This window comes from Pseudomonas fluorescens (assembly GCF_000730425.1).
Taxonomy (GTDB): Bacteria; Pseudomonadota; Gammaproteobacteria; order Pseudomonadales; family Pseudomonadaceae; genus Aquipseudomonas; species Aquipseudomonas fluorescens_X.
Map to the genome: position 1 here is coordinate 2,498,929 of NZ_CP008896.1, position 26,000 is coordinate 2,524,928.

Sequence of the window (26,000 nt, forward strand, 5' to 3'; positions counted from 1 at the left end):
CCTGAGGAGAGAATTAGAAATGACCTTCGTCGTCACCGACAACTGCATCAAGTGCAAGTACACCGACTGCGTAGAAGTGTGTCCGGTGGACTGCTTTTACGAAGGGCCGAACTTCCTGGTAATCCACCCGGATGAGTGCATTGACTGCGCCCTGTGTGAGCCGGAATGCCCGGCCGTTGCGATTTTCTCCGAGGATGAAGTCCCGGATGAGATGCAGGAATTTATTCAGTTGAACGTCGAGCTGGCGGAAATCTGGCCAAACATCACTGAGAAGAAAGACTCGCTGCCAGACGCAGCCGAGTGGGATGGCGTAAAAGGCAAGATCAAAGACCTCGAACGCTGATCGCCTCGCGCCTCTCCAAAAGGCCCCTTGCGGGCCTTTTTGCGTTTCTGGAGGCTGGTGGTTCACTTTTCTACAGGCAAAAAAAAGGGGCGGTTTGACCCGCCCACATTTTTTCCCTAGTCCCTGTGTTCCTTTTCATCATCCTGATGAATCGCATCCTGCGAGGTTCCCTGAGTCATCGTTCCTTGATGACTGTGTCAGTCCGTGGACACAGGGCTGATATTAGAGACTTCCCGAACAAGTTCAACGGGATCCATTCTCAAGCACAACCCGCTACGGCGTTCGCCAATCAAAAAATAAATGTTATTTTTCAATAATATAGAAATATATCCGAGTGATTCGAGGCATCCCGGCGCGGTTAAAAAACCAAACACTTACGAAAAAGTAAGCGAATGCTTACACCGCCCATTAGGGAAATGCGCACTCCGCCTCCCAAAAGGTTTACGCCAGACATTAAAAAGCCCCGACAGGGTCGAGGCTTCTATACCTTCAGGCCGATCAGTCGTCGCTGACAGTGATGGTCGGCATTGCCTGGGAACCGGCTTCCTGCAAGACAATCCGCGCACCCACGTGGCGGGCCAGTTCCTGGTAAACCATGGCGATCTGCCCATCGGGCTCGGCGATCACCGTCGGCCTGCCGCCATCGGCTTGCTCACGAATGCCCATCGACAGCGGCAACGACGCCAGGAGCTCAACGCCATATTGGGTCGCAAGCTTCTCGCCGCCGCCTTCACCAAACAAATGCTCGGCATGGCCGCAGTTGGAACAGATGTGCACCGCCATGTTTTCCACCACACCCAGCACCGGGATGTTGACCTTGCGGAACATCTCCACGCCCTTGCGTGCGTCGAGCAGCGCCAGGTCCTGGGGCGTGGTGACAATCACCGAGCCAGCCACCGGTACTTTTTGCGCCAGGGTCAGCTGGATATCGCCGGTGCCCGGCGGCATATCGATCACCAGGTAGTCCAGGTTGCCCCAGTCTGTCTGCATCACCAACTGCATCAAGGCCCCGGACACCATCGGCCCACGCCAGACCATCGGCGTGTTGTCATCCGTCAGGAACGCCATCGACATGACTTCCACACCATGGGCCTGGATCGGCACGAACCACTTCTGGTCCTTGATCTTCGGTCGCGAACCTTCGGCAATGCCGAACATCACGCCTTGGCTGGGGCCATAGATATCGGCGTCGAGAATCCCCACCCGTGCCCCTTCACGGGCCAGGGCCAGGGCCAGGTTGGCCGCGGTGGTCGACTTGCCCACCCCCCCCTTGCCGGACGCCACGGCCACCACGTTCTTGACGTTGGCCAGGCCTGGGATCTGCGCCTGGGCCTTGTGTGCAGCAATCACGCACTGGATATCGACATTGGCCGAGCGCACACCGTCCAGGCCTTCGATGGCCATTTGCAGCATCTGCGCCCAGCCACTCTTGAACAGGCCTGCGGCGTAGCCCAGTTCAAGCTGGACCGTGACCCGGTCGCCCTGTACATCAATGGCCCGGACACAGCCGGCGCTGACCGGGTCCTGGTTCAGGTAAGGGTCGGTGTACTGGCGAAGAACGGCTTCCACCGCTGCGCGATTGACGGCGCTCATGGGCTACTCCCGGAAAAGACAGACTAAAACAGGCGGCTATCCTAACCGTTCCGAGGCGCGAGGGGCATGCTTTCGCGACATTGGAAAACGCTGAAACAGCCTCACGGGGTGAAATAAATTTCCCGGCGCTTTATAGTGGCCGACCTCCGTTTCATCAAGTAGCCGAGCCCCATGTCCGAGCCACGCAAGATCCTCGTCACCAGCGCCCTGCCCTATGCCAATGGTTCCATCCATCTTGGCCATATGCTTGAGTACATCCAGACCGATATGTGGGTGCGCTTCCAGAAGCATCGCGGCAATCAATGCATTTATGTCTGCGCGGACGACGCCCACGGTTCGGCCATCATGTTGCGCGCCGAAAAGGAAGGCATCACCCCGGAACAACTGATCGCCAACGTCCAGGCTGAACATAGCGCCGACTTTGCCGAGTTCCTGGTGGACTTCGACAACTTCCACTCGACCCACGCCGAAGAAAACCGCGAGCTGTCGAGCCAGATCTACCTGAAACTGCGTGACGCTGGGCACATCGCCACTCGCTCGATCACCCAGTATTTCGACCCGGAAAAGAAAATGTTCCTGGCCGACCGCTTCATCAAGGGCACCTGCCCCAAGTGCGGAACCGAAGACCAGTACGGCGACAACTGCGAAAAATGCGGCGCTACCTATGCGCCGACCGACCTGAAGGATCCGAAGTCAGCGATCTCGGGCGCCACCCCGGTACTCAAGGATTCCCAGCACTTCTTCTTCAAACTCCCGGATTTCCAGGAGATGCTGCAAACCTGGACCCGCAGTGGCACCCTGCAGGACGCCGTGGCAAACAAGATCGCCGAATGGCTGGATGCCGGCCTGCAACAGTGGGACATCTCCCGCGATGCGCCGTACTTCGGCTTCGAGATCCCCGACGAGCCGGGCAAGTACTTCTATGTATGGCTGGACGCGCCGATCGGCTACATGGCCAGCTTCAAGAACCTCTGCGACCGTACGCCTGCGCTTGATTTCGATGCGTTCTGGGGCAAGGACTCCACTGCCGAGCTGTACCACTTCATCGGCAAGGACATCGTCAACTTCCACGCCCTGTTCTGGCCGGCCATGCTCGAAGGCTCGGGCTACCGCAAGCCGACCGGCATCGCCGTACACGGCTACCTCACAGTCAATGGCCAGAAGATGTCCAAGTCCCGTGGCACCTTTATCAAGGCGCGCACCTACCTGGACCACCTGTCGCCGGAATACCTGCGCTACTACTACGCGTCCAAGCTGGGCCGTGGCGTCGACGACCTGGACCTGAACCTGGAAGACTTCGTACAGAAGGTCAACTCGGACCTGGTGGGTAAGGTGGTCAACATCGCCAGCCGTTGCGCCGGATTCATCCACAAGGGCAACGCCGGCATGATGGTGCCGGTCAACGCCGCGCCGGAGCTGACCGACGCCTTCCTGGCCGCTGCGCCAAGCATTGCCGACGCCTATGAAGCCCGCGACTTTGCCCGCGCCATGCGCGAGATCATGGGCCTGGCCGATCGCGCCAACGCCTGGATCGCCGACAAGGCACCGTGGTCGCTGAACAAGCAGGAAGGCAAGCAGGATGAAGTCCAGGCCATCTGCGCCACCGGCATCAACCTGTTCCGCCAGTTGGTGATCTTCCTCAAGCCGGTGCTGCCGTTGCTGGCCGCTGACGCCGAGGCGTTCCTCAACGTCGCTCCGTTGACCTGGAATGACCACGCCAGCCTGCTCAACAACCATCAACTCAACGAGTTCAAGCCGCTAATGACCCGTATCGACCCGGTCAAGGTACAGGCCATGACGGACGCCTCCAAGGAAGACCTGACCGCCAGCCAGACCGACACCGGCGAAGCTGCCCCAGCGGGCAATGGCGAATTGGCCAAGGATCCGCTGTCGCCGGAAATCGATTTCGATGCGTTCGCTGCGGTGGATCTGCGGGTCGCGCTGATCATCAAGGCCGAAGCCGTGGAAGGCGCCGACAAGCTGTTGCGCCTGACCCTGGATATCGGTGACGAGCAACGCAACGTGTTCTCCGGGATCAAGAGTGCCTACCCGGACCCGTCCAAACTCGACGGTCGCCTGACCATGATGATCGCCAACCTCAAGCCACGGAAAATGAAGTTCGGCATCTCGGAGGGCATGGTGATGGCGGCAGGTCCCGGCGGTGAAGAAATCTACCTGCTCAGCCCCGACAGCGGCGCCAAGCCTGGCCAACGCATCAAGTGACCTCACACCTGCCCTGTTGCGGTGATTGGCCGCGACAGGGCGGTTTGCGCTAGTACCCTCTCCCTGCTTGCCGGATAATCAGGCTCTGTTTGCTTAACCGGCCCGACCATGACCGAAATGCTTGTCGCCCTTCTCAGCGCCGCCCTGATCAGCCAGTACGTGCTGCGTCTGTCGCTGCCTGTTGATCCCCGGCTGGAGCGACGGCGGGTGCATGCCCTCGGGTTGGCGACCACGCTGTTGGTCGTCTTCAGCGGCATCTGCGGCTATCTGCTTGATCACTTTGTATTGCAACCTTTGGCGTTGGACGCGTTATGGCTGTTTGCCCATGTGCCCGTGGTGGTCCTGTTGAGCCAGCCGTTGCTGAATGGGCTTTCCCGCTGCGTGCCCGCACTGCCCTTCGATGGATTATGGGTACCGATGCTGGCTAGCACCGGCGTACTCAGCGTGGCACTCCTTAGCCCGGGCACTGCCAGCAAGCTGATCTATAGCCTGGGCATCGGCCCGGCGTTCTGGCTGACCCTCAGTCTGTTCAACGACCTGCGCCAGCGAATAGACGAAAACGATATCCCCCGGCCCTTCAAAGGCCTGCCCGTGGACCTGCTGAGTGCCGGGCTACTGGCCGTGGCGTTCCTGGGCTTAAACGCAATGATCAAACCATGAGCCTGATTCAACGTATCGACGCCCTGCTGCCCCAGACCCAATGCGGCAAATGCGGGCACCCAGGTTGCCGCCCCTACGCCGAGGGTATCGCCCAGGGCGAGGCCATCAACAAGTGCCCGCCGGGCGGCACGCAAACCATTGCCGAGCTGGCGCAGCTGTTGGACCTGCTGCCCCTGAAGCTGGACAGCACCCGTGGCGAGGCCCCCGCGCAGATTGCGTTTATCCGCGAGGCCGAGTGCATCGGCTGCACCAAGTGCATCCAGGCCTGCCCGGTGGATGCGATTGTCGGCGCGGCCAAGCTGATGCACACCGTGATCGTTGATGAATGCACCGGCTGCGACTTGTGTGTCGCGCCTTGCCCGGTGGATTGCATCGACATGCTGCCACTGCCCCACACAGTGCTGCCGATTGTCGCGGGCTACGCCAGCACCGCCGAAGAGCATCAGGCGCGTGCGACCAAGCGTGATCGCGCCAGGCGCCGCTTCGAACAGCGCAATGCGCGACTCCAACGCGAAGAAGAGCACAAGCTGGCGGAACGCCTGGCCCGCAGCAAACGCCCGGTCCCCAGCGCAGAGTTCAACAGCGATCCCCTACAGGCCGCCGTCGAACGCGTGCGCGCGCAAAAAGCCGCAGATACCGACGCTGCGTTAAAAAAGGCCAAGGTCAACCTGGCGATGAGCCGGGCACAATTGCACAAGTCACTGAAAGCGTTTGGTCATCCGCCGACCTTTGATCAGCAGTCGCAGTTGATCACCCTGCAGCAGCAATTTGAATCCGCCGAACAGGCCCTGGCCGCACTCGAAATCAACGTCCCTCCCGCAGCGATCCCGCAGGCCAGTAAAGATCCCGAGCTCAAGCGGGCAAAAATCCAGCTGGCCATGCGTCGCGCCGAGCTGAAAAAAGCCCAGGACACCCTCGCCGGTGCCGAACAACTGGCCACACTGGGCGCAGCCCTGGCCGCCGCTGAACAGGCCTTGCACGCGGCCGAAGAAAGGTCCGACCAGCCCCGGCCTGACCTGCAACGTATCGAGAAGCGGCCCATCGACAGCCAGCTTCGCCACTTGAAGACGGCGCTGGCCTATGCTCGCGCCGACCTGAGCAGACTCGAGCGCCAGCCCGACAGCAGTACAACCGAGCTGATGAGCGCCAGGCAACGACTGGCCGATGCCCAACGGTTGGTGGATAAACATGTCGGTGCCTGAAGTTGTCCAGCGCCAGCAACAGGCCATGCAGCGCCTGTTAATGGCCGCAATACCCGGCTTGCTCGTGCTGTTCTGGCTGTATGGCTGGGGCGTGTTGATCAATCTGTTGCTGGCGGGCACCTGTGCCTGGGCAGTGGAGGCAGGGATACGCCGGTTGCACGAGCAAGGCTCGCGCGACCTGAGCGGTCTGGTCAGTGCGGTGTTGCTGGCCCTGGCGCTACCACCTTATTGCCCATGGTGGATATGCCTGGGCGCCGTCAGCAGTGCATTGCTATTGGGTAAACACCTGTATGGCGGCAAGCAGAACCCCTTCAACCCGGCCATGGTCGGTTATGCGCTGATGCTGCTGGCCTTCCCCCAGCCAATGACCCACTGGCCAGCATCCCACGATTTTGACCTGCTGGCAGGCCTGCAACAAGTGCTCGGCCTGCACGGCGAGACCGCTGATGCATGGGCCCGGGCCACGGCGCTGGATGCCTTGCGCATCAATAACAGCCTGACCGTCGATGAGCTGTTTGCCCGCAACCCGGCTTTCGGCCAGGTCGCCGGTAAAGGCAGCGAGTGGGTGAACCTGGCATTTCTCGCCGGCGGCCTCTTTTTACTGCAACAACGGGTCTTCAGCTGGCACGCTCCGGTGGGCATGCTCGCCAGCTTGTTTGTCATCAGTCTGTTGTGCTGGAACGGCTCGGGTTCGGACTCCCACGGTTCGCCGTTGTTTCATCTATTGACCGGAGCCACCATGCTCGGGGCGTTCTTTATCGTCACCGAGCCAGTGTCGGGCGCGAAAAGTGCGCGGGCACGCTTGCTGTTTGGTGTGGGCGTGGGATTGCTGACCTACCTGATCCGCACCTGGGGCAGCTACCCGGATGGCGTGGCGTTCGCAGTGCTAATGATGAACCTGGCCGTACCGGCATTGGAGCGCTGGACGCGGTCACAGGCGGTGGATACATGAAGCACGCCTCTCAAGCCGTGATCGTGCTGCTGATCGCCGTCGGCGCAGTGGGCCTGACGGTTGGCCTACAGCAGATGACCGCCAAGCCGATTGCCGCGCAACAGCGTGAGATGCAAAGTCAGGCGCTGCTGGATGTGCTGCCCGTTGGCAGCTATGACAATCAACCACTGGAGCGCCCTCTAGGTATCACGCCAAGCGTGCTGGACAACAGTCAACTGCTGGGTGGCTACCTCGCGAGCTTGGCCGGCAAACCCAATGTTGTTGTGCTGCGCTCACAGGTCAATGGCTATGGTGGGCGCATCGAATTGCTGATTGCCATCGACCGCAACGCCAAGTTACTCGGCGTAAAGACCCTGGCGCACGCGGAAACGCCGAGCCTGGGCGGGCACATCGGTGAACCCGGCAACGCGTGGCTGGCCTCGTTCAAGGGCCTGTCGCGGGAGAATCCACCGGCTTGGGCGCTGAAGAAAGACCGCGGCCAGTTCGATCAGATGGCCGGTGCGACCATCACGTCCCGTGCGGTGATCAATGCGCTCCATGATGCCTTGCGTTACTTTGACGAGCATCGCCAGACGCTGCTGGAGACCACCAGCCATGACTAGGCCGTTCGCCCTCGCCAGCCTGTTGCTGCTGCCTGCCCTGCTGGGTCTCAGTGCCACGCTGGCGAGCGCCGCAGCCTTCTGGGCCCTGTGGGCGCTGACCTTGACCGTGCATGGCTGGAGCTGCGGCTGGGTGCGCAATCGCCTCAATGGCTACTGGCGGATGACTGCTAATGTGTTGCTGGCCACCACCTGGGGCAGTTGCGCACACTTGGGGGCGCAGGCCCTGGCCTTTGGCCCTTCTACAGACCTGGGGGCCTACCTGGCGCTGATCGGTATGCAATGCGTACTGCTTGAGCATGAGGGCCTGTTCGCCACCAACCAGCGCAGGGCGCGGCTTGAGCTGTTCGCCTTATCCGCCGGATTGCTGGTTGCAATTACCCTACTGCGCCTGCTACTGGGCAGTAACATCGCCATCCTCGCCCCCACAGGGTTTATCCTGCTCGGGTTGCTGCTTGCCGGGTGGCAAGCCAGGACTCAACGCCGCAAACCACACTGAAGGAACCGCTCGCCCAATGAATGCCGCAAAACGCCTGGAGATCTTTCGCCGGTTTCACGAGGACAACCCGGAACCCAAGACCGAGCTGGCCTATTCATCGCCGTTCGAGCTGCTGATTGCCGTGATCCTGTCTGCGCAGTCGACAGATGTGGGCGTCAACAAGGCCACGGCCAAGCTGTTTCCCGTGGCCAATACCCCGGCCGCGATCCATGCCTTGGGGGTTGAGGGGTTGTCGCAGTACATCAAAACCATTGGCCTGTACAACAGCAAGGCGAAAAACGTCATCGAAACCTGCCGATTACTGGTCGAGTTGCATGCCGGCGAGGTGCCAGAAACCCGGGAAGCGCTCGAGGCACTGCCCGGTGTAGGACGCAAGACCGCGAATGTGGTGCTCAATACGGCGTTTCGGCAATTGACCATGGCGGTGGACACCCACATTTTCAGGGTCAGTAACCGCACTGGGATTGCTCCGGGCAAAAATGTGGTGGAGGTGGAGAAGCAACTGATGAAGTTTGTACCCAAGCCTTACCTCCTCGACTCCCACCACTGGTTGATCCTGCACGGTCGTTATGTGTGCCAGGCGCGCAAGCCACGCTGTGGCAGCTGTCGCATCGAAGATTTGTGTGAATACAAGGAAAAGACGTCGGACGATTGAGCAATCATTGGTTTTATTGATCAGTCGATTGAAAAAATCTTTTTTACCCGCTGCACGATTATCGATATAAGGAGCGCCAACGGCAGTCTTAGCCTGGAGTTAACCTTATGAGCACTGGCAAAGAACAACTGGATGTAGAAGAAGACTTTGTGGCCACGGACACTGACGAAGCAGCCGATGCACCGGTAGAAGTGGCCAAGACCAATTTGAGCAAACGCCGCACCATCGACAACCTTCTGGAAGAGCGACGCTTGCAAAAACAGTTGGCCGATTACGATTTCGATCTCTAGCCAAGCTGGCCGCAACCAGAAGCCTCCGCCATGGAGGCTTTTCCTGGCAGTGTTCCTCAGCGAGCCCGTGTAACGCCTACCTCTTACACCAAGCCGTTACGCTGGGCGAGTTCAATCAGGTCCACCAGGGATCGGGCATTGAGCTTGAGCAGCAAACGCGTCTTGTAGGTACTCACGGTCTTGTTGCTGAGGAACATGCCATCCGCGATCTCCTTGTTGGTTTTTCCCTGCGCCAGTTGCTGCAACACCATCATCTCCCGGCCTGAGAGCCGCTCGACCATATCTGCTTCGCTGGCGTTGCCCTGGGTGGAGCGCACCGAGTTGAGTGCCTGGTTAGGGAAGTAGCTGTAGCCAGAGAGCACCGCCTTGATTGCGCTCAGCAGCTCGGTGAGATCCTGCTGCTTGCACACGTAGCCCGCGGCACCTGCCTGCATGCAGCGCATGGAAAAATGGCCTGGCGCCTGTGACGTCAGCACCAGAACCTTGAAAGGTTGCGCCTGTTTTGTAGAAGACAGGCGGCAAATAACTTCCAAACCATCAAGTTTGGGAATTCCAATATCCAGGATGACAATATCCGGCATATGCTCCCGCGCTAGTTGCAACGCATCGACTCCGTTATCGGTCTCTGCAACGACCTCATAACCATGACGTTCCATTAGCATGCGTACAGCAAGACGAATGACGGGATGATCATCCACGATCAGCACTTTATTCATGGGCTAGTCCAATTTCGCTGTTCGAATTATTCAGAACCAGCACAATAGCCTAGTCGTTTCCTCCTTGGCATAGCACTCCCCCCCAAGTAACGACAAGCAGAGACCCAACTCACAAAGTTATGAGAATAGGCCTACAAAAAAACGCCTATATGGATGTATCGGTTTCTATTCAGCCTTTCAGAACTTTCCGTGGGCAAACATATCTTGAGCAAAAAAAAAGCCACCACAGCCCAGAAAAGTAAACAGGGCGCACGCCACTTTCAGGAAAAACCCCTTGCACGGATTGCATCTTCGGCTGTCGGAACCACAAAACACCGCTTCGAAAAAGTTCCCCCGTGCAACAGCTGCTAACAACACCTGGAATTATCTGACAGACATTTCAACAAACTAAATATAACACCACCTTCTTCCTACTAAATAACCGAATGAATTTAAAAAAAAATAAGGTTAAGCGCCCGAGACACCAACTTCCAGATACAAAACCCAAAAACCCAGAAAAGCATTAAACACCAACAATCTCGACCTTTAGAAAAACATTAAACATTAATAAACACCCACTGAATGGCAGGCAAAAAAAATGGCCCCCCTTTCGAGGAACCATTCTTTATAACGCTTCAGCGTATGTCAGAACAACTTGCGCCCCTTGTTGGCCGCAATGCGCATGCGCAGTGCGTTGAGCTTGATGAAACCAGCCGCGTCGGCCTGATTGTAGGCGCCGCCATCCTCTTCAAAGGTAGCGATATTGGCATCGAACAGCGACTCATCGGATTTGCGACCGGTCACGATCACGTTGCCCTTGTACAGCTTCAGGCGCACAACACCGTTCACGTGGGCCTGGGAAGCATCGATCATCTGTTGCAGCATCAGGCGCTCAGGGCTCCACCAGTAGCCGGTGTAGATCAGGCTGGCGTACTTGGGCATCAGCTCATCCTTGAGGTGAGCCACTTCGCGGTCCAGGGTGATGGACTCGATGGCGCGGTGAGCACGCAGCATGATGGTGCCACCCGGGGTTTCGTAGCAGCCACGGGACTTCATGCCCACGTAGCGGTTCTCTACGATATCCAGACGGCCAATACCGTGCTCGCCACCGATACGGTTCAGGGTCGCCAGTACAGTGGCCGGGGTCATTTCGACGCCGTCCAGCGCGACGATGTCGCCGTGGCGGTAGGTCAATTCCAGGTACTGCGGCTTGTCGGGAGCGTTCTCCGGGGAGACGGTCCACTTCCACATGTCTTCTTCGTGCTCGGTCCAGGTGTCTTCCAGCACGCCACCTTCATAGGAGATGTGCAGGAGGTTGGCGTCCATCGAGTACGGGGACTTTTTCTTGCCGTGACGTTCGATCGGGATTGCGTGCTTTTCAGCGTAATCCATCAGCTTTTCGCGGGACAGCAGGTCCCACTCACGCCATGGTGCAATCACTTTTACGCCTGGTTTCAAGGCATAGGCGCCCAGTTCGAAACGTACCTGGTCGTTACCCTTGCCGGTGGCACCATGGGAAATGGCGTCAGCACCGGTTTCGTTGGCAATTTCGATCAGGCGCTTGGCGATCAGAGGGCGGGCGATGGAAGTACCCAGCAGGTACTCGCCTTCGTAGACGGTGTTGGCGCGAAACATCGGGAAAACGAAATCGCGGACGAATTCTTCGCGCAGGTCGTCAATGTAGATTTCTTTGACGCCCATGGCTTGCGCCTTGGCTCGTGCAGGTTCGACCTCTTCGCCCTGACCCAGGTCAGCGGTAAAGGTCACCACTTCACAGTTATAAGTATCCTGCAGCCACTTGAGGATCACCGAAGTGTCCAGGCCGCCGGAATACGCGAGAACGACCTTGTTTACGTCGGCCATGCCATCACTCCACGGGGTTTTACGGAAAGGCGTCGATTCTACCGATCAAAACCGTGAAATTACAGAGGCGCGACAGCAAATGAAGATAAAGCGACAGATTATGTCGGGCGAGCGACGAATCGCCGCACCTATGCAGGAGCCGACTTGCCGACGATGGCGGCCGGCAAATCGCCGCGGGGTGTCAGACACTCAGCGTTATCGTTAACGATTTTCGCCGGCAAGACGGCTCCTACGAGGTCGCCGCCGCATTCGCCGGGGCCGTGGCCTGGGGCGCCGGTTTTTCAGGAGCCGGCACGCGGTCGAGGTGGATATTTACCCGCCGGTTCTTCGCTCGGTTGGCCGGATTGGTGTTGGGCACCAGCGGGTAGCGCTCGCCATGGAAGCGCAGGACAATCTGCGATTCGGGGATACCGTTGGCCTTGAGAAAGTCCATCACCGCCAGGCCGCGACGCCTGGACAGGTCGCGATTGGTCAGGCGGTTGCCGCTGTTGTCCGAATGGCCGTCCAACTCGATATGGTTGACCGTAGGGTCAGCCTTGATGAATTCGAGTATCACCATCAATTTGGCCTTGGCTGCCGGGTCGAGGTCGATGCCCCCCCCCGGAAAGCCGACTTCAGCCTGCTTGACCTGCTCGAAGTTCATCGGTAGCAACTTCGCGGTACACAACTGGTAGTCACTGTAGGCCTTGTTGAAGCGCACCGGCAGCAGGCGGATCTCCGAATAGCCGCCGTCCCGGGAATAGTGGCGCACCGTGGGGCTGCGGCCATCCAGCAGACCATTGAACAGGCGCCCGGCCTGGGCCTGGGAGCTGTTGAACAGCACATCACCGCTGCCTGCACGCACGGCACCAAGGTTGATATCACCGCGCCCCGGCTGCCACGGTGCCGCCGCCGCCAATAGCGTCGCGGAACCAACACCCAGCGCGCCGTTATAGGCTTTCAGACGAAATGTCGCCTGCTCGCCGGCCCGGCGCACGAACTCTCCCGAACCAAAATCGGCGATAGGCTGGCTCAAGCGGCACTCGAACTTGTCGCCCTCTACCTTCCACTCGATATTCTCCAGGCGCGTCTGGAACGTCAGGGCCATCGCGGGCAGGCTGGCGAACACGCTGAGCAGGGCTAGATATTGCTGGCGCACGGGCGGCTCCACTGGTTTCTACAACACATCAAGGCGTCATACATCGTTAAGGCATACCCAGGGATATCGGTCGGGTCCTGCAAAACTTGATAGCGAGTGCCTGCAAGAGTCTTTTCCGGTAGCATTCCCACCAGATTGACCCGCCTGGAATCCCCAATGTCCGACCGCCTGACCCTGCTGCGTCCCGACGACTGGCATATTCATCTTCGCGATGGTGCTGCGTTGCCCCAAACCGTGGCCGATGTTGCGCGCACGTTTGGCCGCGCCATCATCATGCCTAACCTGGTACCTCCGGTGCGTAACGCTGCAGAAGCCGACGCCTATCGCCAGCGTATCCTCGCTGCACGACCAGCCGGCAGCCGCTTCGAACCGTTGATGGTGCTCTACCTGACCGACCGCACCCAGCCTGCCGAAATCCGCGAGGCCAAGGCCAGCGGCTTTGTGCACGCCGCCAAGCTGTACCCGGCCGGCGCCACGACCAACTCCGACTCCGGCGTGACCAGTATCGACAAGATCCTGCCCGCCATCGAAGCCATGGCCGAAGTGGGCATGCCGCTGCTGATCCACGGTGAAGTCACCCGTGGCGATGTCGATGTATTCGATCGCGAAAAGATCTTCATCGACGAGCATATGCGTCGTGTGGTCGAGCTGTTCCCGACCCTCAAGGTCGTGTTCGAGCACATCACCACCGCAGACGCCGTGCAGTTCGTCACCGAGGCTTCGGCCAACGTCGGCGCAACCATCACCGCGCATCATCTGCTGTATAACCGCAACCATATGCTGGTGGGTGGGATTCGGCCGCACTTCTATTGCCTGCCGATCCTCAAGCGCAATACCCACCAGGTAGCCTTGCTCGATGCGGCTACCAGTGGCAGCGCGAAGTTTTTCCTCGGCACCGACTCCGCGCCTCACGCCCAGCATGCCAAGGAAGCGGCCTGTGGCTGTGCCGGCTGCTACACCGCCTATGCGGCGATCGAGCTGTACGCCGAAGCCTTTGAAGCGCGCAATGCCCTGGACAAACTCGAAGCCTTCGCCAGCCTCAATGGCCCTCGCTTCTACGGCCTGCCGGCGAATACCGACCGCATTACCCTGGTCCGTGAAGACTGGACCGCCCCCACCAGCCTGCCATTTGGCGAGCTGACCGTTATCCCGCTGCGCGCCGGTGAAACACTGCGCTGGCGCCTGCTGGAGGAACACACGTGAGTGAAGACCATTACGACGACGAACAGGAACACGGTGGCGGCGGTTCGCGTCACCCGATGGCCGAGCGCTTTCGCGGCTATCTGCCTGTCGTTATCGATGTAGAAACCGGCGGCTTCAATTGCGCCACCGATGCGCTGCTGGAAATTGCGGCTACCACCATCGGCATGGATGAACAGGGCTTTGTGTATCCAGAGCACACCCACTTCTTCCGCGTCGAGCCGTTTGAAGGCGCCAATATCGAAGCGGCGGCCCTGGAGTTCACCGGGATCAAGCTCGATCATCCACTGCGCATGGCCGTCAGCGAAGAAGCGGCATTGACCGACATCTTCCGTGGCGTTCGCAAGGCCTTGAAGGCCAACGGCTGCAAGCGCGCGATTCTGGTCGGCCACAACAGCAGTTTCGACCTGGGCTTCCTCAACGCTGCCGTTGCGCGCCTGGACATGAAACGCAACCCGTTTCATCCGTTCTCCAGCTTCGACACCGCGACCCTGGCTGGCCTGGCTTATGGCCAGACCGTACTGGCCAAGGCATGCCAGGCAGCCGGCATCGACTTCGACGGCCGTGAAGCCCACTCGGCCCGCTACGATACAGAGAAGACTGCCGATCTGTTCTGCGGCATCGTCAACCGCTGGAAACAGATGGGTGGCTGGGAAGACTTCAGCGACTGATTGATTCGCCAAATCCCGTGCATAAAAAAACCGGCCCTCACAGGCCGGTTTTTTTCACCGCAAATCTGGCTTACAGCTTGCCAGCGTTCTCGGTCAGGTAGGCTGCAACGCCTTCTGGCGAAGCGTTCATGCCTTTGTCGCCCTTTTTCCAGTTGGCCGGGCAGACTTCACCGTGCTCTTCGTGGAATTGCAGAGCGTCGACCAGGCGGATCAGCTCTTCCATGTTACGGCCCAGCGGCAGGTCGTTGATGATCTGCGAGCGCACAACGCCCTTGTCGTCGATCAGGAACGCACCACGGAAAGCCACGCCGCCTTCGGACTCAACGTCGTAGGCCTTGGCAATGTCGTGCTTCATGTCGGCAGCCATGGTGTATTTGACTTTGCCGATGCCGCCATCATTGATAGCGGTGTTACGCCAGGCGTTGTGGGTGAAATGGGAGTCGATGGAAACGGCAACCACTTCAACATTACGGGCCTTGAAATCGTCCATACGGTGGTCCAGGGCGATCAGCTCGGACGGGCAGACGAAGGTGAAGTCCAGCGGGTAGAAGAACACCAGGCCGTATTTGCCTTTGATGGCTTCAGACAGCTTGAAGCTATCAACGATTTCGCCATTGCCGAGGACGGCCGGGACGTCGAAATCCGGGGCTTGTTTGCCGACGAGTACGCTCATTGGTTATCTCCTGATGGTAATTGAAGTAAATGGACCGCCCGTGAGTCTGCCGTGAATTGACGACAGGCCTGTGACGGGATCACGCTTCGTAAAGACCGACCATCATACCTGAAAAAAGCCGTTCGTCAGTGGAAGGCCCATAGGGGGCAAGGGTTTGAGAAAGCACTTTGACAATCATTCTCGTTAACATTAAGATCCATCGCACTTAAGCCTTAAGCCGCGATGGTTCTCCCTTATGTATGTCTGCCTCTGCACTGGCGTCACCGACGGACAAATCCGCGAAGCGATCTATGAAGGTTGCTGCAGCTACAAGGAAGTGCGTGAAACCACCGGCGTTGCCAGCCAATGCGGCAAATGTGCCTGCCTTGCCAAGCAAGTGGTACGGGAAACCCTGACAAAACTGCAGGTAGCCCAGGCGGCGATCCCCTACTCGGCAGAATTTACACACGCTTAAAACAGCCTATTTTAAAGAACCGGACTTAGTGTCCGGTTTTTTTATGCCTGTAATTCAAATAGTTAGGGCCAAGACGCGGAACACAAACATTCTTATTCCGATTAATTTTCATTTATTATTCAATAACTTAGGTTTGACACTCGTAATTGCGCAGCTCAAACTCCGCCCTATATACAACGAACACAGGGCAGGACCCCAACATGAAAGGCGACATCTCAGTCATCCAGCAACTCAACAAAATCCTTGCCAATGAACTGGTCGCGATCAATCAGTACTTCCTGCATGCACGCATGTATGACGACTGGGGCCTGGAAAAGCTCGGCAAGCGTGAGTACAAGGAATCGATCAAGGCCATGAAGGATGCGGACGCACTGATCAAGCGCATCCTGTTCCTCGAAGGCCTGCCGAACGTACAGGATCTGGGCAAGCTCAATATTGGCGAGCACACCCTGGAAATGCTCAACAGTGACCTTGGCTTCGAGCGCAAGAGCCACGCAGACCTCAAGGCTGCCATCGCGCACTGTGAAACCAAGGGCGACTTCGGCAGCCGCGAATTGCTGGAAGATATCCTGGAAGACCAGGAAGAACATATCGACTGGCTGGAAACCCAGGTCGGCCTGATCGACAAAGTGACCCTGGAGAACTACCTGCAATCGCAGATGGGTGAATAACCCAAGGTTCGCGCCCACTAAAAAGCCCCGCTCTCTTCGAGATGCGGGGCTTTTTAATGTGGGAGCCGGCAAGCCGGCTCCTACGGGAGGTCAGGCTTCGGTCTTGGCGGCCGCTTTTTCAGCAGCCTCCTTGATCAGCGCCTGCAACGAGCCGTCAGCCGCCATTTCGGTGATGATATCGCTACCACCGACCAGCTCACCGGCCACCCACAGTTGTGGGAAAGTAGGCCAGTTGGCGTACTTCGGCAGGTTGGCGCGGATTTCCGGATTTTGCAGGATATCCACGTAAGCGAACTTTTCGCCACACTGCATGACAGCCTGGGAAGCCTTGGCAGAGAAGCCACACTGCGGGGCATTCGGGGCGCCCTTCATGTAAAGCAGAATCGTGTTGTTAGCAATCTGCTCTTTGATCGTTTCGATGATATCCATGGAACACCTCGGCTGGAACTTTGCGACTCACAGGTCGGCACGGTGGCGCATTGTAACGCAAAATCCCAGCGTGGTGCTCAGGCTCCCCGACAGACTCGCTGCATCACGCCGCCGCGACCTGCACCGGCACACCGTTCAACGCCGCGTTGCCCGACAACTCATCCAACTGCCGCTCATCCGTCAGGTCGTTGGCACTCGCCCCTGGCTGGGCACTGGCAATGTTCATATGGACACCTGGCCGGTCATGACCCCAACCGTGGGGCAGGCTGACTACGCCAGGCATCATCTCCAGGCTGGCCAGCACTTGCACTTCGATCATGCCGATCCGAGAGCTGACCCGCACCCGCTGCCCGTCACTCAACTGGCGACTGGCAAGGTCATCCGGGTGCATCAGCAATTGATGCCGTGGCTTACCCTTCACCAGCCGGTGATAGTTATGCATCCACGAATTATTGCTGCGTACATGCCGGCGACCGATCAGCAGCAACTCATCGACCTTGGGCAGCGGCATTGCGGCAAAGCGCACCAGGTCCGCCAGAATCACTGCTGGCGCCGCCTGTACCCGACCATTGGCGGTTTTCAAGCGCGCCGCCAGGTTCGCCTTCAGCGGCCCCAAATCCAGGCCATGGGGGTGGTCGGCCAGCATTGCCACCGACAGTTTGTGCGTGGAGGCATCCCCATAGGCGCCAGCCCGCAGCCCGAGGTCAATCATCTGCGCCGGCGCCAGGGTCGGTTTGAGTGGGTTGCCGGTCCGGGCCGCAAATGCCTGGGCCAGGCCGACAAAGATTTCCCAGTCGTGCAACGCGCCCTCGGGCTTGGGCAGAATCGCCCGGTTGAAGCGTGTGACGTTACGCACCGCAAACATATTGAAGGTGGTGTCGTAGTGATCGTTTTCCAGGGCCGAGGTCGATGGCAGGATCAGGTCGGCATAGCGTGTGGTCTCGTTGATATACAGGTCCACGCTGACCATGAACTCCAGGCCGTCCAGCGCCTGTTCCAGTTGCCGACCGTTGGGTGTGGACAGCACCGGATTGCCAGCCACCGTCACCAACGCGCGGATTTGTCCTTCACCCTCGGTAAGCATTTCCTCGGCCAGGGCCGATACCGGCAACTCGCCGCTGTATTCAGGGCGCCCGGAAACCCGGCTCTGCCAACGATTGAAGTGCCCGCCGGACGTAGCCGCCACCAGATCCACCGCAGGCTCGGTGCACAACGCGCCACCGACCCGGTCCAGATTGCCCGTGACCAGGTTGATCAACTGCACCAGCCAGTGGCACAAGGTACCGAATGCCTGGGTCGACACCCCCATCCGCCCATAGCAGACCGCCTTGTCCGCCGCCGCAAAATCCCGCGCCAACTGGCGAATCTGCTCGGCCGGCACTGCGCATTGGGCGCTCATGGCCTCGGCAGTAAACCCCTCGACCGCGCGGCGCACCTCATCCAGGCCGTCTACCGGCAAGTGGCTGTCACGGGTCAGGTGCTCGGTGAACAGTGTGTTGAGCAGCCCGAACAGCAACGCCACATCTGCGCCAGGGCGCACAAACAGATGCTGGTCGGCCATGGCCGCCGTCTCACTGCGCCGGGGGTCGACCACAACCACTTTGCCGCCTCGTGCCTGAATCGCCTTCAGGCGCTTTTCCACGTCCGGCACGGTCATGATGCTGCCATTGGAGGCCAGTGGGTTGCCGCCCAGGATCAGCATGAAGTCGGTCTGGTCGATGTCCGGGATGGGCAACAACAGACCATGCCCATACATCAGGTGACTGGTAAGGTGATGAGGCAATTGGTCCACCGATGTTGCGGAGAAGCGATTGCGCGTCTTCAGTTGCCCTAGGAAGTAGTTACTGTGGGTCATCAAGCCATAGTTATGCACGCTGGGATTGCCCTGGTACACCGCCACCGCATTGTGCCCATGCCGCGCCTGGATCCCCGCCAAGCGTTCTGCCACCAGGGCGAAGGCCTCATCCCAGGGGATCGGCTGCCACTCGCTGCCCACCCGTAGCATCGGCTGGTGCAGGCGGTCAGGGTCGTTCTGGATATCCTGCAGGGCTACGGCCTTGGGGCAGATATGGCCCCGGCTGAAAGTGTCCTGGGCGTCCCCCTTGATTGAGGTAATGGCAATGCCGCCTGCGTCCGAGGTGGTGGTTTCCAGGGTCAGGCCGCAGATGGCTTCGCACAGGTGGCAGGCACGGTGATGGAGAGTCTTGGTCATGGCCAGTCTCTTTATTGGGGCTTTGGCCCGACTATGGGCCGCAGGCATCAGTGGCGCCAGCAACGTTCGCCCCGTGAATCAACGACCATCAGGCGAGGCCATGGGTAAGATAAGCAAATGTTTCAGAAACCGCCCACACCGCCCCGGAAACCGACGCAACCTGGCCCGAGGCCGCCATCACACATTGCAAAAGGTCGCGACGCCAGTGTACAAATGACCCGCTGCTGTCCGTAAACAGGCCTCAAAAGTGCAATTCCCGCCCCTTTGAACCCCTCTAAAAAACCGTAGCCTATTGGTAAGACGCGACATTTAGTGTCAATATCGCGCCTTCCCCTATTTCGTCGCCCCGTGCGGCTTTCGCCGCAGGTCTCGCCCGTTGTCACAATAAACAAGGCTTTGAGTATCTGCGGTCTGTTGCAAAAAGGTAGTTAATGATGAGCGCAAGGCACTTTCTCTCCCTGATGGATTGCACGCCCGAAGAGCTGGTCAGCGTGATCCGTCGAGGCATTGAGCTTAAAGACCTGCGTAATCGCGGCGTACTGTTCGAGCCTTTGAAAAACCGCGTACTCGGGATGATTTTCGAGAAGTCGTCCACCCGTACCCGCCTGTCCTTCGAAGCCGGCATGATCCAGCTTGGCGGCCAGGCCATCTTTCTGTCGCCCCGTGACACCCAACTGGGCCGTGGCGAACCGATCAGCGATTGCGCCATCGTCATGTCGCGCATGCTTGATGCGGTGATGATCCGTACCTTTGCCCACAGCACCCTCACCGAATTCGCCGCCAACTCGCGGGTGCCGGTGATCAATGGGTTGTCCGATGATCTGCATCCGTGCCAGTTACTGGCCGATATGCAAACCTTTCTTGAGCACCGCGGCGCGATCCAGGGCAAGACCGTGGCCTGGATCGGCGATGGCAACAATATGTGCAACAGCTATATAGAAGCTGCGATCCAGTTTGACTTCCATCTGCGCATTGCCTGCCCTGCGGGCTACGAGCCGAGCGCCGAGTTCCTGGCCAAGGCCGACGCCCGCGTACAAATCGTGCGCGACCCCAAGGACGCCGTGATCGGCGCGCATCTGGTGAGCACCGACGTCTGGACCTCCATGGGCCAGGAAGACGAATCCGCCAAGCGCATGGCCCTGTTCGCGCCCTATCAAGTCACCCGAGAATTGCTCGACCTCGCCGCGCCGGACGTGCTGTTCATGCATTGCCTGCCGGCCCATCGCGGCGAAGAAATCAGCCTCGACCTATTGGACGACCCGCGCTCCGTGGCCTGGGACCAGGCAGAAAACCGCCTGCACGCCCAGAAGGCTTTGCTGGAGTTCCTGGTCCCACCGGCGTACCACCACGCATGAGCCAGCCACTTCTGCTGAACCTACGCAATCTGGCATGCGGCTATCAGGACCAACGGGTGGTGCAGAACCTCAACCTGCACCTTAATGCCGGCGACATCGGTTGCCTGCTGGGCTCTTCGGGCTGTGGCAAGACCACCACCCTGCGCGCGATTGCCGGGTTTGAGCCAGTGCACGAAGGTGAGATCAACCTGGCAGGCGAAGTGATCTCCAGCGCCGGCTTTACCCTGGCACCGGAGAAACGTCGCATTGGCATGGTGTTCCAGGACTACGCACTGTTTCCCCATCTCAGCGTGGCCGACAACATTGGCTTTGGCATTCGCAAGCACCCGCACAAAGAGCGTGTGGTCGCCGAGTTGCTGGAGTTGGTCAACCTGAAGAACCTGGGCAAGCGCTTCCCCCACGAACTGTCCGGCGGCCAGCAACAGCGTGTGGCCCTGGCCCGAGCACTGGCACCCGAACCGCAGTTGCTGTTGCTGGACGAACCCTTCTCCAACCTCGATGGCGAACTGCGCCGCAAGCTCAGCCATGAAGTGCGAGATATCCTCAAGGCCCGCGGCACCAGTGCGATATTGGTCACCCATGACCAGGAAGAAGCCTTTGCCGTGAGCGATCACGTTGGCGTGTTCAAGGAAGGCCGGCTGGAACAGTGGGATACGCCCTACAACCTCTATCACGAACCGCTGACACCCTACGTCGCGAGCTTTATTGGCCAGGGTTACTTCATCCGTGGCCAGTTGAGCACGCCGGAATCGGTCAGCACCGAACTGGGCGAACTGCGCGGCAATCGTGCCTATACCTGGCCGACTGGCTCTGCGGTAGACGTGCTGCTGCGCCCGGATGACATTGTTTATGCACCGGACAGCGCCTTGAAAGCACAGATTGTCGGCAAGACCTTCCTGGGGGCCTCGACCTTGTACCGCTTGCAGTTGCCGACCGGCGCCCAGCTGGAATCGATTTTCCCCAGCCATGCCGATCATCAGATTGGCGCACAGGTGGGGATTCGCGTGGCAGCCGAACACCTGGTGTTGTTCCAGGCCTCGGGGAGTACGGCGGCGCAGATTCCACAGGTCGAATCAGGCGTACGACGCTACAGCACTGCCAACTGAAAAACCCGATCAACCTGTAGGCGCTGGCTTGCCTGCGATGCAGACGCCTCGGTGTATCAGTGACATTAAGGTGACGCTATCGCAGGCAAGCCAGCGCCTACAGGCTGATCCCGCTATGTTTGAGATCAGGCCCGGCCAATCGGCGCAAATTTACCCAGGGTATGCTCGGCCAACACCGCCGCCGCCAACTCCACCTCCAACCCTCTCCTGCCTGCGCTGACAAAAATTGTCGCAAAAGGCTGTGCGCTTACATCGATGAAAGTGCGCAAGCGCTTCTTCTGCCCCAACGGGCTAATCCCCCCCAGCAAATAACCGGTCGAGCGCTGCGCCGCCGCCGGGTCGGCCATCTCGACTTTTTTCACCCCCGCCGCGTGTGCCAGGGCCTTCAAATCCAGACTTCCGACGACCGGCACCACCGCCACCAACAACTCACCTTTTTCACTGCAAGCCAGCAGGGTCTTGAACACCTGTGCAGGGTCGAGGCTCAACTTTTCCGCGGCCTCCAGGCCATAGGAGGCGGCCTTGGGGTCGTGTTCGTAACTGTGGACACGATGTTCGGCGCGAACTTTTTTCAGTAAGTCCAATGCGGGTGTCATGGGGGCTCCAGGCTTGGGGGAAACGTGGAAAAGCAGGTCGCCGATTCTAGGGTAAACCCAGGCAAAACGCTCTAGTGCAGGCCACGGTGCGACGAATCCGCGCGGATCCTGGCCAGGCGTGTTGCGCGCTGCATTGCCGTGCCGACACGATCATTCACCGTGTTAATAGTTAGAAAATGACCAATCGTTCACTTTCGACCTTTGACAGCGGTGTTTCTTGTCTATATTTTTTCGTTTCCGAATACTGTACGAATCTTCCCACAGTGCTCGAGCAGTAAGCCGCGAACAGGATGGGGATCCTGTTCGCGGTGAAAATCGCGCCTTGTCCGTTGTGACAACGCGCCAGACAAGAAAAAAAATCGAGGTTTTCCATGACAACCGCTCTTCAACCGCCTTCACTTTCAAGCCAATGCATGGCCGAATTCCTCGGTACCGCGCTGCTGATCTTCTTCGGCACCGGCTGTGTCGCAGCGCTCAAAGTCGCGGGTGCCAGTTTTGGCTTGTGGGAAATCAGCATCATCTGGGGGATCGGCGTGAGCATGGCGATCTACCTGAGCGCCGGCATTTCCGGGGCTCATCTGAACCCCGCAGTCAGTATCGCGCTGTGCATCTTTGCCGATTTCGACAAGCGCAAACTGCCCTTCTATATCATCGCCCAGGTTGCTGGTGCCTTTTGCTCCGCCGCGTTGGTGTACACGCTCTACAGCAACCTGTTTTTCGATTACGAACAAACCCACCAGATGGTCCGTGGTTCCGCAGCCAGCCTGGAGTTGGCTTCAGTGTTCTCCACCTACCCCCACGCCCTGCTGAACACGGCCCAAGCATTTCTCGTCGAAATGGTCATCACCGCCATCCTCATGGGCGTGATCATGGCCCTGACCGATGACAACAATGGCTTGCCTCGCGGCCCCCTGGCCCCACTGCTGATCGGATTGCTGATCGCGGTAATCGGTAGCGCCATGGGCCCATTGACGGGCTTTGCGATGAACCCGGCCCGAGATTTCGGCCCCAAACTGATGACCTTTTTTGCCGGCTGGGGTGAAATAGCCTTCACCGGCGGGCGCGATATTCCTTATTTCCTGGTTCCGATCCTTGCACCGATTGTCGGTGCCTGCCTCGGCGCTGCTGCCTATCGCGGGTTGATTGCCCGCCACCTGCCCAACGCCGCAGCTGCTACAACTGATGCAGCCGAAACCGCCGTCGGCGGTAACACCCGAACATCCTGAAAGCGGTAGCCTGAGCCCTTCTGCCCCTGCGGCCCAGGCTACTTACCCACTCTTTTTTCCGTCCAAGGCAATCGACATGACCGACACACAGAATAAGAACTACATCATTGCCCTTGATCAGGGCACCACCAGTTCCCGGGCGATCATCTTTGATCGTGACGCCAACGTGGTGTGCACCGCCCAACGTGAATTCGTCCAGCACTACCCGCAAGCCGGCTGGGTCGAGCATGACCCGATGGAAATCTTCGCCACCCAAAGCGCGGTGATGGTCGAAGCCCTGGCGCAAGCCGGCCTGCACCACGATCAGGTTGCCGCCATCGGCATCACCAACCAGCGTGAAACCACGGTGGTCTGGGACAAGATCACCGGCCGCCCGATCTACAACGCCATCGTCTGGCAATGCCGCCGCAGCACCGAAATCTGCCAGCAGCTCAAGCGCGACGGCCATGAGCAATACATCAGCGACACCACCGGCCTGGTCACCGACCCGTACTTTTCCGGCACCAAGCTGAAGTGGATCCTCGATAACGTCGAAGGCAGCCGCGAACGCGCGCGCAATGGCGAACTGCTGTTCGGCACCATCGACAGCTGGCTGATCTGGAAATTTACCGGCGGCAAGACCCACGTCACCGACTACACCAACGCCTCGCGCACCATGCTCTTCAACATCCACACCCTGGAGTGGGACGCGAAGATGCTTGAGGTGCTGGACATCCCGCGCGAGATGCTGCCAGAGGTTAAATCCTCCTCGCAAATCTACGGCCGCACCAAAAGCGGGATTGCCATTGGCGGGATTGCCGGCGACCAGCAAGCGGCACTGTTCGGCCAAATGTGCGTCGAGCCGGGGCAGGCGAAAAACACCTACGGCACCGGCTGCTTCCTGCTGATGAACACCGGCGACAAGGCGGTCAAATCCCAGCACGGCATGCTCACCACTATCGCCTGCGGCCCCCGTGGCGAAGTGGCCTACGCCCTGGAAGGCGCTGTCTTCAATGGCGGCTCCACTGTGCAATGGCTGCGCGACGAGTTGAAGATCATCAACGACGCCCACGACACTGAATACTTCGCCAATAAGGTCAAGGACAGCAACGGCGTGTACCTCGTGCCGGCGTTCACCGGCCTGGGCGCTCCGTACTGGGATCCCTATGCCCGAGGCGCACTGTTCGGCCTGACCCGTGGCGTACGTGTGGATCACATCATTCGCGCAGCCCTGGAGTCGATTGCCTACCAGACTCGCGACGTGCTCGACGCCATGCAGCAGGATTCCGGCGAGCGCCTCAAATCCCTGCGGGTTGACGGTGGTGCAGTGGCCAACAACTTCCTGATGCAGTTCCAGGCCGACATCCTCGGCACCCAGGTCGAGCGCCCGCAAATGCGCGAGACCACCGCATTGGGCGCCGCCTACCTGGCCGGACTGGCCTGTGGGTTCTGGGGCAGCCTGGAAGAACTGCGGGGTAAAGCGGTGATCGAGCGCGAATTCGAACCGCAACTGGATGAGCCAGCCAAAGAAAAACTCTACGCCGGCTGGAAAAAAGCGGTCAGCCGTACCCGCGACTGGGAACCCCACGAAGGCGCTGAATAAGCCAAGCGCCGGACCCACTTAGGGTTGTAACTGGCAGGGAGCAGATTCCCGCGTCATCATGGGCCACTTTTTTGTACGGCAGCCCAAAGGACGCCCCATGAATCTGCCTCCCCGTCAGCAGCAAATCCTCGAACTGGTCCGCGAACGCGGTTATGTCAGTATCGAGGAAATGGCGCAGCTGTTCGTTGTGACCCCGCAAACCATCCGCCGCGATATCAATCAACTGGCCGAAGCCAACCTGCTGCGCCGCTACCACGGCGGCGCCGCCTATGACTCCAGCGTCGAAAACACCGAATACGCCATGCGTGCCGACCAGATGCGCGATGAAAAACAGCGCATCGGCGAAGCCATTGCCGCACAGATCCCCGATCACGCCTCGCTGTTCATCAATATCGGCACCACCACCGAGTCCATCGCCCGGGCGCTGCTCAACCACAGCCACCTGAAGATCATCACCAACAACCTCAACGTTGCCATGATGCTCAGCGCCAAGGACGACTTCGACGTGCTGCTGACCGGCGGCAATGTGCGCCGTGACGGCGGCGTAGTGGGCCAGGCCAGCGTGGACTTTATCAATCAGTTCAAGGTCGACTTCGCCCTGGTGGGTATCAGCGGTATCGACGAGGACGGCAGCCTGCTGGACTTCGATTACCAGGAAGTGCGGGTTTCCCAGGCCATCATTGCCAATGCGCGCAAGGTGATCCTGGCGGCGGACTCCAGCAAATTCGGGCGCAATGCCATGATTCGCCTGGGACCGATCAGTTTGATCGATTGCCTGGTCACCGATCAGCAACCAGTGCCGGCGCTGGTGCAGTTGTTGAGCCAGAACAAGATTCGCCTGGAAGTCGTCTGATCTCTCCCTGAGATCTCGTCATCGCCAGCAAGCCCGCTCCTACAGTTGGAATGCAATCAACCTGTAGGAGCTGGCTTGCCGGTGATGAGGCCCTTGAGCCCTGCGGCGACGTAAAAGCCGCCATCGCCGGCAAGTCAGCGCCTACCGCCGATGTTCACAAATTTTCCTTTTTCCGCCCTTCGATCAGTATTTTCAATCGAAGCCAGCTGGCTGTGCCCGCGTTTATGAGCTACCATTTTCGCAAATGAACATTAATGTTC

At 59.1% G+C, this 26,000-nt stretch carries 26 protein-coding genes; 18 read left to right on the top strand and 8 right to left on the bottom strand.

Going from position 1 to position 26,000, the window contains the following annotated elements:
* Positions 1-19 precede the first annotated feature (19 nt).
* Entirely contained in the window at positions 20-343 is a 324-nt protein-coding gene (gene fdxA / locus HZ99_RS10980; RefSeq protein ID WP_038442978.1) for a ferredoxin FdxA, read from the top strand.
* 498 nt (positions 344-841) lie between these two features.
* On the opposite strand, the gene apbC is transcribed toward fdxA, so the two are convergent.
* A complete protein-coding gene (gene apbC / locus HZ99_RS10985; RefSeq protein ID WP_038442979.1) occupies positions 842-1,936 on the bottom strand; it encodes an iron-sulfur cluster carrier protein ApbC in 1,095 nt (364 codons plus the stop codon).
* A gap of 171 nt (positions 1,937-2,107) precedes the next feature.
* On the opposite strand from apbC, the gene metG reads away from it, so the two are divergent.
* The 8 genes from metG to HZ99_RS11025 all read left to right on the top strand — a co-directional run bounded on the left by metG (position 2,108) and on the right by HZ99_RS11025 (position 9,016).
* Positions 2,108-4,159, top strand: a complete 2,052-nt coding sequence (gene metG / locus HZ99_RS10990; protein WP_038442980.1) for a methionine--tRNA ligase — start codon at positions 2,108-2,110, stop codon at positions 4,157-4,159.
* A 108-nt stretch (positions 4,160-4,267) separates the two neighbouring features.
* Positions 4,268-4,819 (top strand): Rnf-Nqr domain containing protein, encoded by a 552-nt coding sequence (locus tag HZ99_RS10995; RefSeq protein ID WP_038442981.1) that lies wholly within the window; start codon positions 4,268-4,270, stop codon positions 4,817-4,819.
* Entirely contained in the window at positions 4,816-6,021 is a 1,206-nt protein-coding gene (gene rsxB, locus HZ99_RS11000) for an electron transport complex subunit RsxB (RefSeq protein ID WP_038442982.1), read from the top strand. Before HZ99_RS10995 ends, rsxB begins: the two co-directional genes overlap by 4 nt.
* Positions 6,008-6,973, top strand: coding sequence for an RnfABCDGE type electron transport complex subunit D (locus tag HZ99_RS11005; protein WP_038442983.1), 966 nt, complete (start codon positions 6,008-6,010; stop codon positions 6,971-6,973). Before rsxB ends, HZ99_RS11005 begins: the two co-directional genes overlap by 14 nt.
* On the top strand, positions 6,970-7,575 hold the full coding sequence (locus tag HZ99_RS11010; RefSeq protein WP_038442984.1) for an RnfABCDGE type electron transport complex subunit G: 606 nt from the start codon (positions 6,970-6,972) through the stop codon (positions 7,573-7,575). The genes HZ99_RS11005 and HZ99_RS11010 overlap by 4 nt, the downstream gene beginning before the upstream one ends.
* Entirely contained in the window at positions 7,568-8,071 is a 504-nt protein-coding gene (locus tag HZ99_RS11015; protein ID WP_038442985.1) for an Rnf-Nqr domain containing protein, read from the top strand. Before HZ99_RS11010 ends, HZ99_RS11015 begins: the two co-directional genes overlap by 8 nt.
* A 16-nt stretch (positions 8,072-8,087) precedes the next feature.
* The gene (gene nth / locus HZ99_RS11020; protein WP_038442987.1) at positions 8,088-8,726 is read left to right on the top strand and encodes an endonuclease III; all 639 of its coding nucleotides are present in this window, start codon (positions 8,088-8,090) and stop codon (positions 8,724-8,726) included.
* A gap of 107 nt (positions 8,727-8,833) precedes the next feature.
* Positions 8,834-9,016, top strand: coding sequence for a PA3496 family putative envelope integrity protein (locus HZ99_RS11025; protein WP_038442988.1), 183 nt, complete (start codon positions 8,834-8,836; stop codon positions 9,014-9,016).
* An 83-nt stretch (positions 9,017-9,099) separates the two neighbouring features.
* Here the strand turns inward: HZ99_RS11025 and HZ99_RS11030 are convergent, their stop codons facing one another.
* The 3 genes from HZ99_RS11030 to HZ99_RS11040 form a co-directional block, all read right to left on the bottom strand.
* Entirely contained in the window at positions 9,100-9,732 is a 633-nt protein-coding gene (locus HZ99_RS11030) for a response regulator transcription factor (RefSeq protein ID WP_038442989.1), read from the bottom strand.
* Between the two features lie 624 nt (positions 9,733-10,356).
* Complete coding sequence (locus tag HZ99_RS11035; protein ID WP_038442991.1) at positions 10,357-11,574, bottom strand: argininosuccinate synthase; 1,218 nt, start codon at positions 11,572-11,574, stop codon at positions 10,357-10,359.
* Positions 11,575-11,803: 229 nt separating this feature from the next.
* On the bottom strand, positions 11,804-12,712 hold the full coding sequence (locus HZ99_RS11040; RefSeq protein ID WP_038442992.1) for a flagellar protein MotY: 909 nt from the start codon (positions 12,710-12,712) through the stop codon (positions 11,804-11,806).
* Positions 12,713-12,868: 156 nt separating this feature from the next.
* On the opposite strand from HZ99_RS11040, the gene pyrC reads away from it, so the two are divergent.
* Positions 12,869-13,915 carry a dihydroorotase gene (gene pyrC / locus HZ99_RS11045; RefSeq protein ID WP_038442993.1) on the top strand — a complete coding sequence of 349 codons (1,047 nt, stop codon included), beginning with the start codon at positions 12,869-12,871 and terminating at the stop codon, positions 13,913-13,915.
* The gene (gene rnt / locus HZ99_RS11050) at positions 13,912-14,583 is read left to right on the top strand and encodes a ribonuclease T (protein ID WP_029295237.1); all 672 of its coding nucleotides are present in this window, start codon (positions 13,912-13,914) and stop codon (positions 14,581-14,583) included. The genes pyrC and rnt overlap by 4 nt, the downstream gene beginning before the upstream one ends.
* 70 nt (positions 14,584-14,653) lie before the next feature.
* On the opposite strand, the gene HZ99_RS11055 is transcribed toward rnt, so the two are convergent.
* Complete coding sequence (locus tag HZ99_RS11055; RefSeq protein WP_003172097.1) at positions 14,654-15,256, bottom strand: peroxiredoxin; 603 nt, start codon at positions 15,254-15,256, stop codon at positions 14,654-14,656.
* Positions 15,257-15,491: 235 nt separating this feature from the next.
* On the opposite strand from HZ99_RS11055, the gene HZ99_RS11060 reads away from it, so the two are divergent.
* Both HZ99_RS11060 and bfr read left to right on the top strand, forming a co-directional pair.
* Entirely contained in the window at positions 15,492-15,710 is a 219-nt protein-coding gene (locus HZ99_RS11060; protein ID WP_038442994.1) for a bacterioferritin-associated ferredoxin, read from the top strand.
* A gap of 200 nt (positions 15,711-15,910) precedes the next feature.
* Entirely contained in the window at positions 15,911-16,381 is a 471-nt protein-coding gene (bfr, locus tag HZ99_RS11065) for a bacterioferritin (RefSeq protein ID WP_038442996.1), read from the top strand.
* A 90-nt stretch (positions 16,382-16,471) separates the two neighbouring features.
* Here bfr and grxD read toward each other — a convergent pair whose 3' ends face one another.
* Both grxD and HZ99_RS11075 read right to left on the bottom strand, forming a co-directional pair.
* Positions 16,472-16,810 (bottom strand): Grx4 family monothiol glutaredoxin, encoded by a 339-nt coding sequence (gene grxD, locus HZ99_RS11070; RefSeq protein ID WP_029295186.1) that lies wholly within the window; start codon positions 16,808-16,810, stop codon positions 16,472-16,474.
* A 103-nt stretch (positions 16,811-16,913) separates the two neighbouring features.
* The gene (locus tag HZ99_RS11075; RefSeq protein ID WP_038442997.1) at positions 16,914-19,022 is read right to left on the bottom strand and encodes a molybdopterin oxidoreductase family protein; all 2,109 of its coding nucleotides are present in this window, start codon (positions 19,020-19,022) and stop codon (positions 16,914-16,916) included.
* A gap of 434 nt (positions 19,023-19,456) precedes the next feature.
* Here HZ99_RS11075 and argF point away from each other — a divergent pair, with 434 nt between their 5' ends.
* A complete protein-coding gene (gene argF / locus HZ99_RS11080; RefSeq protein ID WP_038442999.1) occupies positions 19,457-20,377 on the top strand; it encodes an ornithine carbamoyltransferase in 921 nt (306 codons plus the stop codon).
* Complete coding sequence (locus HZ99_RS11085) at positions 20,374-21,483, top strand: ABC transporter ATP-binding protein (protein WP_038443000.1); 1,110 nt, start codon at positions 20,374-20,376, stop codon at positions 21,481-21,483. The genes argF and HZ99_RS11085 overlap by 4 nt, the downstream gene beginning before the upstream one ends.
* Positions 21,484-21,608: 125 nt before the next feature.
* Here HZ99_RS11085 and ybaK read toward each other — a convergent pair whose 3' ends face one another.
* Entirely contained in the window at positions 21,609-22,079 is a 471-nt protein-coding gene (gene ybaK / locus HZ99_RS11090) for a Cys-tRNA(Pro) deacylase (protein ID WP_038443001.1), read from the bottom strand.
* 371 nt (positions 22,080-22,450) lie between these two features.
* Between ybaK and HZ99_RS11095 the strand changes: the two genes are divergently transcribed.
* From HZ99_RS11095 to HZ99_RS11105, 3 genes are all read left to right on the top strand, one after another.
* A complete protein-coding gene (locus HZ99_RS11095) occupies positions 22,451-23,305 on the top strand; it encodes an MIP/aquaporin family protein (RefSeq protein WP_038443002.1) in 855 nt (284 codons plus the stop codon).
* A gap of 76 nt (positions 23,306-23,381) precedes the next feature.
* Positions 23,382-24,887: a glycerol kinase GlpK gene (glpK, locus tag HZ99_RS11100; RefSeq protein WP_038443003.1), complete on the top strand. Its 1,506-nt coding sequence runs from the start codon at positions 23,382-23,384 to the stop codon at positions 24,885-24,887.
* Between the two features lie 97 nt (positions 24,888-24,984).
* A complete protein-coding gene (locus HZ99_RS11105) occupies positions 24,985-25,740 on the top strand; it encodes a DeoR/GlpR family transcriptional regulator (protein ID WP_038443004.1) in 756 nt (251 codons plus the stop codon).
* The last annotated feature ends 260 nt before the right edge of the window (positions 25,741-26,000 follow it).